General features: G+C 40.2%; 15 protein-coding genes and 1 pseudogene. 3 read left to right on the top strand and 13 right to left on the bottom strand.

Annotation, left to right across the window (positions count from 1 at the left end; translation table 11 throughout):
* Positions 1-15: 15 nt before the first annotated feature.
* From ADU37_RS04395 to ADU37_RS04330, 13 genes and pseudogenes are all read right to left on the bottom strand, one after another.
* On the bottom strand, positions 16-801 hold the full coding sequence (locus tag ADU37_RS04395) for an isopentenyl phosphate kinase (protein WP_058946470.1): 786 nt from the start codon (positions 799-801) through the stop codon (positions 16-18).
* Positions 802-885: 84 nt separating this feature from the next.
* A complete protein-coding gene (locus ADU37_RS04390) occupies positions 886-1767 on the bottom strand; it encodes a hypothetical protein (protein WP_058946469.1) in 882 nt (293 codons plus the stop codon).
* A 33-nt stretch (positions 1768-1800) separates the two neighbouring features.
* Positions 1801-1959 (bottom strand): hypothetical protein, encoded by a 159-nt coding sequence (locus ADU37_RS11405; protein ID WP_158508482.1) that lies wholly within the window; start codon positions 1957-1959, stop codon positions 1801-1803.
* A gap of 178 nt (positions 1960-2137) precedes the next feature.
* Positions 2138-2553: pseudogene (locus ADU37_RS10935) on the bottom strand (hypothetical protein).
* Complete coding sequence (locus ADU37_RS04375; protein WP_197923014.1) at positions 2525-2818, bottom strand: DUF86 domain-containing protein; 294 nt, start codon at positions 2816-2818, stop codon at positions 2525-2527. The pseudogene ADU37_RS10935 and the gene ADU37_RS04375 overlap by 29 nt, the downstream one beginning before the upstream one ends.
* Before the next feature lie 153 nt (positions 2819-2971).
* The gene (locus ADU37_RS04370; RefSeq protein ID WP_058946465.1) at positions 2972-3403 is read right to left on the bottom strand and encodes a hypothetical protein; all 432 of its coding nucleotides are present in this window, start codon (positions 3401-3403) and stop codon (positions 2972-2974) included.
* 78 nt (positions 3404-3481) lie between these two features.
* Positions 3482-4353, bottom strand: a protein-coding gene (locus ADU37_RS10930) for an IS982 family transposase (RefSeq protein ID WP_144433292.1) whose coding sequence is annotated in 2 segments (ribosomal slippage) — positions 3482-3925 and positions 3928-4353 — 870 coding nt in all. Because the reading frame shifts where the segments join, the coding sequence is not laid out codon by codon here.
* A gap of 168 nt (positions 4354-4521) precedes the next feature.
* A complete protein-coding gene (locus tag ADU37_RS04355; RefSeq protein ID WP_058946464.1) occupies positions 4522-5301 on the bottom strand; it encodes an isopentenyl phosphate kinase in 780 nt (259 codons plus the stop codon).
* Positions 5302-5352: 51 nt separating this feature from the next.
* Positions 5353-7173, bottom strand: coding sequence for a hypothetical protein (locus ADU37_RS04350; protein WP_058946463.1), 1821 nt, complete (start codon positions 7171-7173; stop codon positions 5353-5355).
* 1 nt (position 7174) lies between these two features.
* A complete protein-coding gene (locus tag ADU37_RS04345; RefSeq protein ID WP_058946462.1) occupies positions 7175-7930 on the bottom strand; it encodes a hypothetical protein in 756 nt (251 codons plus the stop codon).
* Positions 7931-8090: 160 nt separating this feature from the next.
* Positions 8091-9089, bottom strand: coding sequence for a mevalonate kinase (locus ADU37_RS04340; protein ID WP_058946461.1), 999 nt, complete (start codon positions 9087-9089; stop codon positions 8091-8093).
* Positions 9061-9309: a hypothetical protein gene (locus ADU37_RS04335; RefSeq protein ID WP_058946460.1), complete on the bottom strand. Its 249-nt coding sequence runs from the start codon at positions 9307-9309 to the stop codon at positions 9061-9063. The genes ADU37_RS04340 and ADU37_RS04335 overlap by 29 nt, the downstream gene beginning before the upstream one ends.
* A complete protein-coding gene (locus tag ADU37_RS04330) occupies positions 9306-9683 on the bottom strand; it encodes a nucleotidyltransferase domain-containing protein (RefSeq protein WP_058946459.1) in 378 nt (125 codons plus the stop codon). The genes ADU37_RS04335 and ADU37_RS04330 overlap by 4 nt, the downstream gene beginning before the upstream one ends.
* A gap of 149 nt (positions 9684-9832) precedes the next feature.
* On the opposite strand from ADU37_RS04330, the gene ADU37_RS11500 reads away from it, so the two are divergent.
* The 3 genes from ADU37_RS11500 to ADU37_RS04320 all read left to right on the top strand — a co-directional run bounded on the left by ADU37_RS11500 (position 9833) and on the right by ADU37_RS04320 (position 12926).
* On the top strand, positions 9833-9976 hold the full coding sequence (locus tag ADU37_RS11500) for a hypothetical protein (RefSeq protein WP_175059305.1): 144 nt from the start codon (positions 9833-9835) through the stop codon (positions 9974-9976).
* Positions 9977-10164: 188 nt separating this feature from the next.
* Positions 10165-12045 carry a phosphoadenosine phosphosulfate reductase family protein gene (locus ADU37_RS04325; RefSeq protein WP_058946458.1) on the top strand — a complete coding sequence of 627 codons (1881 nt, stop codon included), beginning with the start codon at positions 10165-10167 and terminating at the stop codon, positions 12043-12045.
* Positions 11997-12926, top strand: a complete 930-nt coding sequence (locus tag ADU37_RS04320; protein WP_058946457.1) for a MarR family transcriptional regulator — start codon at positions 11997-11999, stop codon at positions 12924-12926. The genes ADU37_RS04325 and ADU37_RS04320 overlap by 49 nt, the downstream gene beginning before the upstream one ends.
* Positions 12927-12973 lie beyond the last annotated feature (47 nt).

Raw genomic sequence — 12973 nt, 5'->3', positions numbered from 1 at the left:
GAACAAAGAAGAGCATTAAACCTTAAGCTTAAGCCTTGTGCCAACTTTCTCTCCTCGTATTGCCTTGGCCAGATTTTCCTTAACCTTTCCATTTATGAAGTACACTTCACTGTGCTTTGCTATCTTTAAAGCCTCTCTCAGCTTGTTTCCAATTCCTCCGGTTACATCAATTCCAGCCGATTCTGAACTTTCCAGTAAATGTCTGATTTCTTCAGCGTTGAGCTCTTCAATTAGCTTTGCATCTCTTTCCTTCGGATTCCTGTCATAAATTCCATCAACGTCCATCAAAAAGATGACTTTGCTTGGCTTGAACATCTTTGCGAGATAGCTTACTATCTGATCTCCCGAAAGAATATCTATGCCTTTATCAAGGGCTATCGCTGTGTCCCCAAACAGAATGGGAATAAACTTAAGCTCGAGGAGCTTCCTCACTATCTCAATCTCCCCATAGATTATCTCTTTATTTTCAATTAGAAAAATTGATGATGAAGAGAGGGAATAAGCGGGCAAGCCTTTCTCTAAGAAAGTTTGAATTATCAAATCATTGAGCTTGAGCATTGCCTGGTGGGTCTTCGAAAAGCCAATTCTCTTTCTATCAACATCTCCTCCAAGACCTTCAGTGATTTTGTATTCCTTTGCACTTGGATGCCCGAAGCTCCCGCCGCCGTGAACCAATATGAAGTCCTCATCTGGGTAAAATTGAGCAATTTCTTCAGCTATCTGCTCCACTATGTGCTTGTGGAATGAGTATTCTTTTTCCTTGTCACTTACTACACTTCCACCAAGTTTGATGATTATCATCGCAAATCCCATTAAGAGATGCAAAAACAAGTTAAAAGAGTTTTGGGATAAAGGGCTGCATTTAGAATTATGAACAAAATAAAGTTACCTAAAATTACATTCGCACATTTCGGGTATTCGTATGAAGCTCATTGTTCCACCAGGCATGGACTCTGTTCTATTACCTATCCTATATATAATTTTTGGTCTTAATAGTAACATTCTCACTGAAGGATCAACCTTCATGTAAACAAGCACATAAATCCTTTTACCCGGTAGAATAGGGCATCCCCCATTAGAAAGCATTAAATCTTTTGGGATGTCCTCTATTTTATTAACCCAGGGCAAATCAGAGATTGATGTAACGTTATAGCATGCTACTGCTATAGTGCTGACTTTTGAAGGACTGAGAGAGTAAGATAGATTCATTATATAAACAGTCGTGTTTGTTGGATTGAGAAGTCCAAGTCCATAGGTTATAAAAGCCGTGTCAATCTTTGGGGTAAAGACCTCCTCTCTATGTTCCACAACCACCAATTTATAAGGATTCTTCTTGCTAATTTCAAAACTCCAGTTCCCGAAGGGAATTATAAGATTTTTCTCAGAGTTTGAATCTCTAATTAGAACATCCAAACTAAGATTTTTAATATCTCTGCTGTGATTGAGCATTATGGGCATAGGAACCTGCAGTTTAAAGTATCCTCTGAAACCTCTGCGGATACTACTTTTGTCATAATTGACCCACGCATTAAAAAATGGGAGATACAACACAACGCTTACATTTTTCCCAACCTTTGAAGGACACCAATAGATGGGCACATTTATAGTATCGTTTTGAGATGTGTATACATAGGCTACATATTCACTGAGAAAAATATCAGAACTACAGCGTAATGATTCAACACTCTTCTCATTAGAAATTCCCACCAAAAGAGCTGAGAAAAGAAAGATTGAAACAACAACTATACTCCACCCGAACTTTTCCATAAATTTCACCTCTATGAGACAATACTCTTACATTCAGGTGTCCATATCTCTGATATTGGAACCTTTATCGTGCCCCAGAGCGACGTAATCATTTGGTTCTATTGGATTTTCCATACTATTCCTTGCGCTTACAATGTTTGCTATTCCTCCAACTATCAATAATCCTATTAATACTGCAAACACTTTCTTCATGCTTGCACCTCCATCAAAATATTGCAATAATATTTTTAACTTTGAAATTTATAAGTTTTTCCTTTTCGAGTTTTAATCTGTTACGCTTTTTTTTCGTGAGTTCTTACTTTCCAACTGAATCTTCAAGAATCCCAATAGTCAAAAGAAACCCGAGTAAAAGACTGAACAAAGAAGAACATTATTGTGTAACGTCCTCAATCCTAAGGCCTTCCCTGCTGATTTTAGTTATCATAGGCATTCCACCGGCAATTTTTATTGCTGTTGCCACTTCACTCTGCCTTCCTGGAGCTAACGCATACATACATCCCCCCCCTCCGGCACCTGTTATCTTTGCCCCAAGAGCTCCAGCTTCTCTTGAAGCATACACCAAATCACTCAAGCTTTTTGTTGAGACACCAAGGCTTCAGAAAACGAGACCGTCAAGCCTGGAGTCCTGATGTCTTTCGCTTCTATTCTAATTCTCCCGTTTTCGTTAAACTCCGCTTTTACATATGTCCTCAAGTCAATAGCCGCGGCTATTGCAGGTTTTCCGTAAACTACGCTGTGCTCTCCAAAGAGGATAATTTTAGCAGGTGCGGAAGCAAGAACTCTCATTTTTAGCCCTCCCTCTTGATAACTCGGATTCTAACTTCGGTAACCAGACGATCTCTAGATCAACTCCAAAGTAAGCATGAATAAGTCTATCTCTCATTCCAGCAATTTCTTTCCAAGGTATTTGAGGGTATTTCTGCTGAATCTCTTTGGGGACATTCTTGGCGACTTCCCCTATCATTCCCATTTTAAATTGGAAGGCTTTTCTCTTTGAGCTGTTATGGTGGATACATAAATCAACGTCGCTGTCGGTTTCGAGCTTCTTCATTTGCATGAAAGCCATGCAGAATTATGAATTTAACTTTTTCCTCTTTGTTAAGAGCAAGTCTTCTTACTTCATCTTCAAGTTTCATGATTTAAAGTATGTTTCGGGAATAATTAAACTTAACTCTATGATAGAAGCCGCGAAACAAAATAGATATTATGCTGATCTATTTACAAGCTTCATTGCCCAGTAATGCGGAACCTCAGGACGATTAACGTCAGCAAGTACCTTTGCGTATATTAATGTCCAGATAAGCCCCAGAAGTAACAGAAGAGGAATATTCTCGCCAAAGTATTTTTCCACAGTTGCAGCGGTGGGGGCAATTCCAGCAATGAAATATCTCACAAACAGCAATCTTAATACAATTCCTCTTCCCTCCTTCCAGCCATGCTTTTTAATAAGAGCATCCTTCTCTCTGTTATATAAGTACAAGAGGTATGGACTCATAATAAACCAATACAGCAGAGCGAATCTAAGTCCAAATTGAGGATTGACAGTGCCAAAAACCAAACTAAGTACTTCTGCTGGAACTATTCCACTTAAAAAATTGTGAAGAAAGCGAGCTGGATAAAGAATTTCCCTATTCATCTTTTGTCCTCCAAGATGCTTGTTGGACAAATCTCTCCAACACATATATTTTCGACTTCAAGACTTATAAATATTACCCTAGTTCCCACCACCTGTAAAGTTGTATAATCTGTCCAGATTCACGGCCAGAATCGCCCCTAAAATCCTGACAGCTAACCCCCTCAAACTAACACTCCTGCTCGGCCTCAGAAGAAACTCAGAAAACTTCGAAAACAAAGTCTCAATCCTCCTGCGAAAGTCAGACAAGTACTTGTAAAACTTCTTCTCCTCCAGATTACTAATCTGATTCCCCCGCTTTACTGGCGTGTAAACAACGCCAAACCTCAGAAATTCCTCCTCGAGCCCCCTGCTAACATACCCCTTATCCAAAAACAGAAAACAGCCGGAAAACTCCTCAACAATCACCCAGAACTTTTCCCGGACAACACTCACATCATGCTTATTCGCCGGATCAACAGACAGTAAAGCCAGCAAATTTCCATCAGAGTAACAGGTCAGCTTGTACCCATAGTAAAACTTTTTTTAGAGGGAACAAACCCAACTGCGGGCTTTTCAGAGATGACTTCTGAAGAACCCTCCTTATCCTTCCTGTTTTTTCTGGCCAACTCCTTGGTCTGAATGGGCTTTGAGTCCAGTATTCTAACGTATTCTCTGGCGTGTTTTTTGAATAATTCTTCCTGCGCTAGGAGCAGGAGTTTTTCGTGCCTGTTCAAGCGTTCTGTTAGTTTGTTGTACCTGATTTTGGGGAACAGCTTCATTTCTTCGATTAGGACTCTGTAAGCGTGCTTGTAAACTCCGTTAAAGTGCAAGTGTGCTAGTATTGCGAAGGTTATTAGGTCGTAGAGGCTGATTATTTCCCTGTGAGTGTTTTTCGGGTAGTGTTTGCTGATTATCGGATAGATTTCGGATTTTATGATCAGGATTTTCCTTTGAAAGCTCAATACAACCACCAATCAACCAAAAGACTTAAGTGCTTATAACTCTAACGATCTAATGGGAACTAGGGTAAATATTTTATTTCACTAATTGTAGTTAATTTTATCTTTTAATCGTATCTCCAGATCCTATTAGCCAAGAGAAACCAGAGTAAAAAGAATGAACAAAAACAAACATTGACATTAAACCTTAATCCTTGTGCCAACTTTCTCTCCTCGTATTGCCTTGCCTAGATTTTCCTTAACCTTTCCGTTTATGAAGTAAACCTCCGAATAGTGGGATATCTCAAGGGCTTTTTTGAGCTTGTTTCCGATGCCACCGGTTACGTCTATTCCCGCTGATTCTGAGCTTTCTAATAGGTGTTCGATTCCCTCTTTGGTAAGCTCTTTAATAAGCTCTGCCCCCTCTTCTTTTGGATTTTTGGTATAAATTCCATCAACGTCCATCAAAAAGACTACTTTGCTTGGCTTGAACATCTTTGCTAAATAGCCCACTATCTGGTCTCCAGAGAGGATATCTATTCCTTTATCAAGGGCAACTGCAGTATCTCCAAAGAGCACCGGGATGAAGCCTTTTTCCAAAAGCTTTCTAAGAACCTCAAGCTCACCATAAACAATTTCCCCTTTCTCAATGAGGAAAATCGAAGAGGAAGAGATGGAATAAGCGGGCAAGCCTTTCTCTAAGAAAGTTTGAATTATCAAATCATTAAGCTTAAGCATTGCTTGGTGAGTCCTTGAGAAGCCAATCCTTTTACCCTTTACATCCCCGGTTAGCCCTTCCCTGATTTTGTACTTCCTTGCATTTGGGTGCCCAAAGCTTCCACCGCCGTGTACGAGGACAAAGTTCTCCTTAGGGTAAAACTGGGCAATTTCTTCCGCTATGTTCTCGAGGACTTCTCGGTTAAATGAATAGGGAACATTTTTGTCGCTTATCACGCTTCCCCCGAGCTTGATGACTATCATCGCGAACACCAAATAACTAATATAGAGTGAGGTTTATAGGTGTTTTGAAATTTACGAGGAGGAAAGTAACTCCAGTATTCTCAATGCGAGATATGTCTCATATAGGCCACCATGGGCATCCTCTTGCTCTTCATAGAAGTTAAATCCTCCATATGGGTACTGCACTCTTTTTAAAAACTTCAAAAGTCCATCAACATCTTTTGGACAGACTTCCATGACTCTCAATGCTCTAATCACTTGGTACGTTGTGTAAAGATCTGGGGCTCCCCATCCACCATTTATTTGTGAGTTTAAGAGGAATTCAATAGTTTTGTCATCGTGATATTTATATCCTAGCTCCTCCAGAAGGAGAACCGCATACGATGTGTACAGTAGCTTTTTGTACATATTCCCCGAATGCCTTCCAAACGCTCCATCTGAATTCCTCTGAGATAAAATCTTATCAATAAGGTATTTCTTTGTTTTGTCATCTAAGACAACGCCAACCTCTTTTCCAAGTTTTATTAAGCTTATCCAACTTCCATCTTCCACAATGTTGTCAGTTTTTTCAGTGAGATAAAGGTTAAAAAGTCGGGCAGTTTCGTTTCTGATGTAGTTATATATTTCTTCATCTATAGTAATACCAAGCTCTTTATAAGTCAAGTATACAAAGTATAAAGGAGCTGGCTCATCGGTGGAATATGGTTTTCGATAATAGACTGCTCTACTGAGATAGTTTTTTATTTTGGTCTCGTTTATCTCTCCTCCCAGTAGTTTGCTCGTATGAACTGCCATGTATGTTGATAAGGGATCTCCAAAAGATTGGTAGCAGAAAATAAATCCTCCTAGTGGAGTTTCTCTTTCATGGATAAACTTGATAGTGTCCTTGTCTGGTGTTTTCTCAATTAATACTAAAGCTTCAACAGCATAATACGTCCCTTGGGGCTCCCCATAATCTAATCCGAAGAGATTAAACCCTCCATCCCAGAGCTTCATATCCATTATGATTCTGGAGGTAGCCGATTTAATATCCTCTGTCAATAAATCTTCCTTTTTAAGGGCTTCTAATATAGGAGTTATCAAAAAGAGTGGAGGTGGATTTTCCAGAAGGAAAGAGGGATTTTGAGAAATCCAGATGAGAGGAAATCTCTTTTGATCGTAATCTTTTAAGTTTCTATAGTCGATTCCTAAAATTTGCAACATATTGGTGTACATGTTAAACATGCTTATATACTTTACAACGGATGCAAAGTCATCAACGTTTGGTGGGGTTAAGTCACTCCACTTATTTAAAACATATATTTTTGTGTCATTAAGCTCGGCAACATTGTACCCTAGAGCACTTAACATCTCTAATGCTTTTTCTGTTATGTCGGTGTTATCTTCATCAATAAAACTTCCATTTTCTCGCTTATATGATAAAATTAAGTTGATTATGTCTTCTCTATTAGAAGGGGTCTCATTAAGTAGGGACAAACTCATAACTCCGAAATACAATCTAAGAAAATTGTTTATATTTGTCTTGGTGGAATTTTTAAAAAAAGTTTTCTCTTCCTCATGTAGCCATTTTATAGTTTGGGCTTTATTATACGGGTTCTGGTTTAACAGAGTCAACGCTTTAGTAAAATAGTAAGTTGACAAAATATCTGGAGTTACAGTGTCAACAATTTCGGTGAATCCTCCATTTGGTGTTTGAGCAAGATAAATGCGCTTTAAAGTGTGATTAATCCAATTTTCTCCTAAGAAATTGGTAACATCAAAATTTTCGATACATCTTATATGTGATTCTTCTTGCGGGGTTGTGATTTTAACATTCGTTTGCGAAAAATCTGTAATGCATCCTGTAGCAAAAACTAAAAATATCAAAAAAATGGCCAAAAAAGGTTTTTTCATTTCATAACCCCCTGTGGAGGATTACAGTAGCACCTTGAGTGTAATAATTCCCGGTGTAGCTGAATTTAAATGTGCCGTATGTGTAGTCTTCTATTCTAGAAATTCCACCGAGACTTGTTGCTTCTATACCCGAAAAATCGTGTCCAAGATAATCAGTGTAATACTCCGTCTCAGAAAAGCTTGCAGTATCCGAAGTGCCAGTGAAACCTATGCCTGGTGGGATATTAAGAGATATCCCAACTCCAACAAACTTCAAAGTTATGGATAATGTTAATTTATCTGCTTTATATTCCTGTGTCCACCAGTAGTCGTAGGGATCTATCCAGCTATATGTTGCAGAATACCCACCCACACTTACTCTACTGAACAAGTCATATTCTATCTCACAATATGCGTATGCTGCTATGTATACATCGCCCTTGTTAGGTATGCTAAAAATTTTTCGTTCCCTGTAATCACTATTCTCACCAACAAAGCTCGTGGGAGTTACATCTATAGTGGCGGGTCTTATTTTGTTTAGTTTGTGTTTCCTAACAAAATAAGCATTTACTGCTTCAAAAACCTTTTTTCTGTCTAATCCCGGTGTTTCTCTAACTGTAATTGTACCATCCTTCTCTATAATCTTTACTGGCTTTCCTTGCACATAAAGTGTATGTACCTTGACTTCTGGAATTTTTGTAGTATCTGCAGCCCCTGCAATCCCTGCTGTTACTCCCACCATTAACAATGCAATAAGTAGTGCAAGCAGTTTTTTCATGTTTGTACCTCCTACTAAATATTGCAATAATATTTTTGACTTCAAGACTTATAAATATTTTCTTTTACTAATTGCAGTTAATTTTATCTTTTAATCGTATCCCCAGAACCTATTAACCAAAAGAAACCAGAGTAAAAAGAATGAACAAAAACAAACATTATTATATAACATCCTCAATTCTCAGTCCTTCTCTGCTTATCTTTGTTATCATAGGCATTCCACCGGCAATTTTTATTGCTGTTGCCACTTCACTCTGCCTTCCTGGAGCTAACGCATACATACATCCTCCCCCTCCAGCACCCGTAATCTTTGCCCCCAAAGCACCAGCTTCCCTTGAAGCATATACTAAATCGCTCAGGCTTTTTGTTGAGACACCAAGGGCATCAAGGAGGCCGTGATTTATGTTCATCAACCTTCCAAGAAGCTGGAACTTGATTTCCTTGTCGTAATCTGCGAGAATAACTTCTCTTGCTTTTTCCACGAGCTTGCCGATTGAATTTAAAATCGGTTCAATTATCTCGGGCATCTCCTCATAGTTCTTCCTAACCTTTGCAACGAGCTCTTTTGTGGAGCCACTTGAACCGGTATAGCCCACAACTATCGGCAATTCAATTACAGGCAGGCTCTCAAAAGAGCCCTTTTGGTAGTAGAGAAAGCCCCCAACCGATGAAACCGTTGGATCGATGCCACTCGATGCTCCCTGTACGAGGAGTTCCACTTTATGCCCAAGTTTAGCAATCTCCTCTCTGCTTAGTTCTAGCCCGAGAAGCTTCGACACTGCCCCAATAGTTGCCACAGCAACAGCAGCCGAACTTCCCAATCCTGCCCCTACGGGGATTTGGGACGTTATTGAGACCGTCAATCCTTTTTGTTTGCCGTTTTCTTCCATTACAAGATTTATTGCCTCCCTAACGTAGCTCAAAACTTCAGCCGCTTTTCCATAGTCGGTCTCGAAATAAATTTGATCTTCGGTGAATGATACCGTCAAGCCCGGGGTCCTGATATCCTTAGCCTCTATTCTAATTCTCCCGTTTTTGTTAAACTCCGCTTTTACATAAGTTCTTAAATCAATGGCTGCAGCTATAGCAGGTTTCCCATAAACGACACTATGCTCTCCAAAGAGAATAATTTTAGCCGGAGCTGATGCGAGAACTCCCATTTTTGACCCTCCAAGACTTTTTCAACAACTTCAATGAACCTGTATAGTTGAGGATAGCAAATATATCAATTACGTTCTGAAGGACGAACTCCGTCCGCCTGTATATTCCATTTATACCCAACTTTTTGAATTCCTCAACATCACCCGGCGGGTATTCCTCAATAGTCGTTATGCCCTCTGAAATTTCACAGATTTTTGACCTAATTATCTCAATCCTCATTCTCTCGCCTCTAAACCAATGTAGTCATAGTAATACCGCTTAAAATCTTCGGACTCCTCAATGGTTTTGTATGCAACGTCGTACAAAAATCCCCAATCCCTATAGAACAACACAAAACCCTTTAGGCATTCCTTTTTGAGAAAGATTGGCAACAAGTTGAAAATTTGCACATCGTAATTATCTGGAAGCTCCCCAAGGACTTTCATCCTGAATTCAAAAGCCTCTCCCTTTGTGCCGTCATAGTAAATGCACAGATCAATATCACTATCCTTTCGAGCATCTCCTCTCACGTGAGAGCCGTACAAAATTATGAATTTAACTTTCTCCTCTTTGTCATGGGCAGGTATCCTTCTTACTGCATCTTCAATCTTCATGGTTTAGAGTATGTTTCGAGGATAATTAAACTTAACTCTACGATGGAAGATACTGTCAGGATAAGCCGTTGGGTGCTGCGTTTAAGGGAGCATGAAAGGTGGTTTATTTTGACTCAGATTTTATTTATGTAACTTTTTGATTTAAGAAGGTGGAGGAGATAAAGCGAGTTTTTTGGTTTGATAAATCCAAGGCGATGCTACCAGATAGGTTCAGAGAATGTTGTCCCGATAAGGGGATATCCACAACAATAGTTGAACCCTTTAGGGAGAATTATCCTGGAATCGAAGCTTGAGGGTTCTTTGAAAAATTAATCAGAGAATTTATCAAGTTTCCAAGCAAAAATGAAATTATCCATTCATTGGAATCTACCGGTCGAACTTTTAGGGTTGAAGAATTTGGAGAAAGTGTTCTCGCAATTGAAGTTCCATAACAACCAAAGCAGTTATAAACCCAGCCAGTTTTTCTCCCTTAGGTGAGATAATGAGAAAAGGGCCAGTATTTTTGGGGAAAGCCCACATTCACTGGTGCGAGGAATGTAATGTCCCGCTGATAAGTGAGAAGTGTGACATACATGGCGAGGGCTTTAGGGTAGATCTAACCCCCCCTGCAGACGTGAGATTTGCTTTTGAGAAGGATTTAGAGTTCATTAAGCGTGAGTTTGAGGCCCATTACGGTGTTGATGTAGGGGAGATACTTGATGGAAAGGTAGTCCTTTTGAACAAAACCCCCGGGGAAGACGATGTGTATGAGATAATCGTAGACGGCTACATCTTTGGATGGCTTCGCTTCGACCCGCTTGAACTTAAGTGGAAGCCAGGTCTTAAGGTTGAAGGCGCTATAGCCTTATGGAAGCGCTTCGGAAAAAATATGAAGAAGTGGGTTATAGTTGACAAGGGTGCAAAAGAGCCGATAAAAAACGGTGCAAACGTTCTGCCTGTGGGGGTTATTGAGGCGGAGAAAAGCATTAGAGTTGGGGACGACGTTATAGTGGTCTGTGAGAATGAAGTAATTGCCACAGGCATAGCTAAAAAGAATTACGAACAGCTGATTGATAAAAAAGAGCGTGGCACCGGGATAAAAACAAGGCACCAGAAAAAGGTTCAATACCGGGAAGGGAAGAAAGCAACTATGGAAGAGGTAATAAAGGCCAACAAATCGGCGCTAGAGGAGAGAGTTAAAGAGGCCAGAGCGTTTATGAGAAAAACTGCTCAAAATACAAATAAGCCAATTGCCGTTGCCTTCAGCGGTGGAAAGGATAGCTTGGCCGTTTTGGGTTTAGCCCTTGAGGAATTTGAGAACTTTACGGTGTTTTTCAACAACACTGGAATAGAGTTCCCAGAAACTCTCGAGTATGTAAGAGAAATTAAGCAGGAGCTTGAGAGAAGAAATATAAAATTTATCGTGGCCGATGCCGGCAATGCATTCTGGAGCTCTCTCAGCGTTTTTTCACCTCCAGGGAGGGATTATAGATGGTGCTGCAAAGTTACAAAGCTGGGCCCGATAACCTTAACGATAAAGGAGCATTATCCAGAGGGCGTCTTAATGTTTGTGGGCCAGAGAAAGTACGAGAGCCTGCAGAGATACAATCAGCCCAGAGTATGGAAGAACCCATGGGTGCCTAATGAGATTGGAGCTTCTCCAATATTTCACTGGAACGCACTTGAGGTGTGGCTCTACATATTCTCCCGCAAGCTGAAATACAACCCCCTCTATGAGAACCGTTTGGATAGAATTGGCTGCTTTATGTGTCCAAGCTCTTCCTTAGCTGAAATTCAAACGTTAAAGGAGGAAAAGCCGCAGCTGTGGGAAAAATGGGAGAATGAGCTTGGAAAGTGGAAAGAACGCTTTGGAATGCCAGAGGAATGGATAACCTATGGCTTCTGGAGGTGGAGGCGGTTAACTAAAGGGCAAAAGGCCATTGCAAAAGAGCTTCGAGTAAAGATTCCGGAAAAACGGACATGGGAACCCATAAGATATTCGCTTGAGGAGAGGGATGGAGAGTTTATTCTCAGAATAAACACGAGGATAATCATGAAAAGAATCGGGGAAGTAGCCCCGATACTGGGTGAAGTAAGCGAAGATAAAAACTCCATAGAGATAGGAACCATACTGTTTACCGAGGATGAAGTGAGAGCAAAAAGCAGAGAAGATGCCATAAGGGCATACTACCTAATAAAGAGGGCATACGAGTGTGTTGGATGTGGGGTTTGTGTTGGAAAATGTCCAGAAAATGCTTTAAGAATAAACCCCCATACAAAAAAGATAGAGGTTGATTCAGCAAGATGTATTCACTGTGGGGAGTGTATGGAGGTATGTCCGCTGTTAAAAATAAAAAATCCCCAAGAAGGAAGTCAGCTTTAATAGCCGTGTTATTTTTCTTACTCCTGCCCTCAAAATTTGTAGTTTCCCAGGAGTACGAATACAACCTGGACAGCTACTCCCTTTATTTTGATATTCTGGAGGGGTATAAGGTCAAAGAAACCATTGAGCTAGTTTTATTTCCGAACGTTCCCCTTTCCTATTACACTTTCTACTCCGAGTACCCAATCGAAAACCCGGAGGCAATAATTGAGATCAACGGTAAAACCCAGATAGCCAACATAAGTGTTTCCAAAATTGTGGGTGACATAAATGCAGTTTATATTGAATTTCCCGAGGTTTTACCAGGGGGCAGGTTAAAGATAAGAATAAGCTTTTACTCAGAAGGAATGCTTCAAGAAGTTGGTGGAAAGAAGCAGTTTTCATACTACGTCAAATTTAACCAGCCGGTGGGGTATTTTTACGCGAGACTCTACGTTCCCAAGGGTTATGCAATTCTATCCCCCATAGTTCCCTCCCCGGATAAAGTTGAAAGCACGGGAAATGCTCTCATTTTGGAATGGAAAAAGACAGAAGTTAGACCAGAGGAGGAGTTCTACTTTATAGTGGGGTTTTCGGGAGAAGTGACAAATCAGTTTCCGTTAGCTATGTTTCTGGCAACAATTTTCATTGCCTTTTTAGGTGGCTTTCTTGCTGGGACCCTCTATAGGGGGAAAGAAAAAACCCTAATTGACCTTCGCTCAGATGAAGAGAAGGTTCTTGAAGTGCTTAAAGAAGGCCCACTCTACCAAAGCGACCTTGTAAAGCGCCTCGGCTTTTCAAAGGCAAAGGTCAGCTTGCTGTTAAGAGACATGGAGAAAAAAGGCTTAATAGAAAGGGTTAAAGAGGGAAGAACGTATCTAGTTAGATTAAAAGAAAGCTGAGCTAATCTTTATAAAGAAAAGTCATCCAAAGCTGCAAGGTGAGGAAA

The sequence above is a fragment of the Thermococcus sp. 2319x1 genome (assembly GCF_001484685.1).
Lineage (GTDB): Archaea > Methanobacteriota_B > Thermococci > Thermococcales > Thermococcaceae > Thermococcus_A.
Note: the sequence above shows the minus strand (reverse complement) of the source record. Positions and strands in the feature narration are given on the sequence as shown.

Bases quoted from the DNA above. Each gene is read 5' to 3' on its own strand.
- ADU37_RS04395 (WP_058946470.1), bottom strand. From the start codon at position 801: ATGATAATCATCAAACTTGGTGGAAGTGTAGTAAGTGACAAGGAAAAA.
- ADU37_RS04390 (WP_058946469.1), bottom strand. From the start codon at position 1,767: ATGGAAAAGTTCGGGTGGAGTATAGTTGTTGTTTCAATCTTTCTTTTC.
- ADU37_RS11405 (WP_158508482.1), bottom strand. From the start codon at position 1,959: ATGAAGAAAGTGTTTGCAGTATTAATAGGATTATTGATAGTTGGAGGA.
- ADU37_RS04375 (WP_197923014.1), bottom strand. From the start codon at position 2,818: ATGAAGAAGCTCGAAACCGACAGCGACGTTGATTTATGTATCCACCAT.
- ADU37_RS04370 (WP_058946465.1), bottom strand. From the start codon at position 3,403: ATGAATAGGGAAATTCTTTATCCAGCTCGCTTTCTTCACAATTTTTTA.
- ADU37_RS04355 (WP_058946464.1), bottom strand. From the start codon at position 5,301: ATGATAGTCATCAAGCTCGGGGGAAGCGTGATAAGCGACAAAAATGTT.
- ADU37_RS04350 (WP_058946463.1), bottom strand. From the start codon at position 7,173: ATGAAAAAACCTTTTTTGGCCATTTTTTTGATATTTTTAGTTTTTGCT.
- ADU37_RS04345 (WP_058946462.1), bottom strand. From the start codon at position 7,930: ATGAAAAAACTGCTTGCACTACTTATTGCATTGTTAATGGTGGGAGTA.
- ADU37_RS04340 (WP_058946461.1), bottom strand. From the start codon at position 9,089: ATGGGAGTTCTCGCATCAGCTCCGGCTAAAATTATTCTCTTTGGAGAG.
- ADU37_RS04335 (WP_058946460.1), bottom strand. From the start codon at position 9,309: ATGAGGATTGAGATAATTAGGTCAAAAATCTGTGAAATTTCAGAGGGC.
- ADU37_RS04330 (WP_058946459.1), bottom strand. From the start codon at position 9,683: ATGAAGATTGAAGATGCAGTAAGAAGGATACCTGCCCATGACAAAGAG.
- ADU37_RS04325 (WP_058946458.1), top strand. From the start codon at position 10,165: ATGAGAAAAGGGCCAGTATTTTTGGGGAAAGCCCACATTCACTGGTGC.
- ADU37_RS04320 (WP_058946457.1), top strand. From the start codon at position 11,997: ATGTCCGCTGTTAAAAATAAAAAATCCCCAAGAAGGAAGTCAGCTTTA.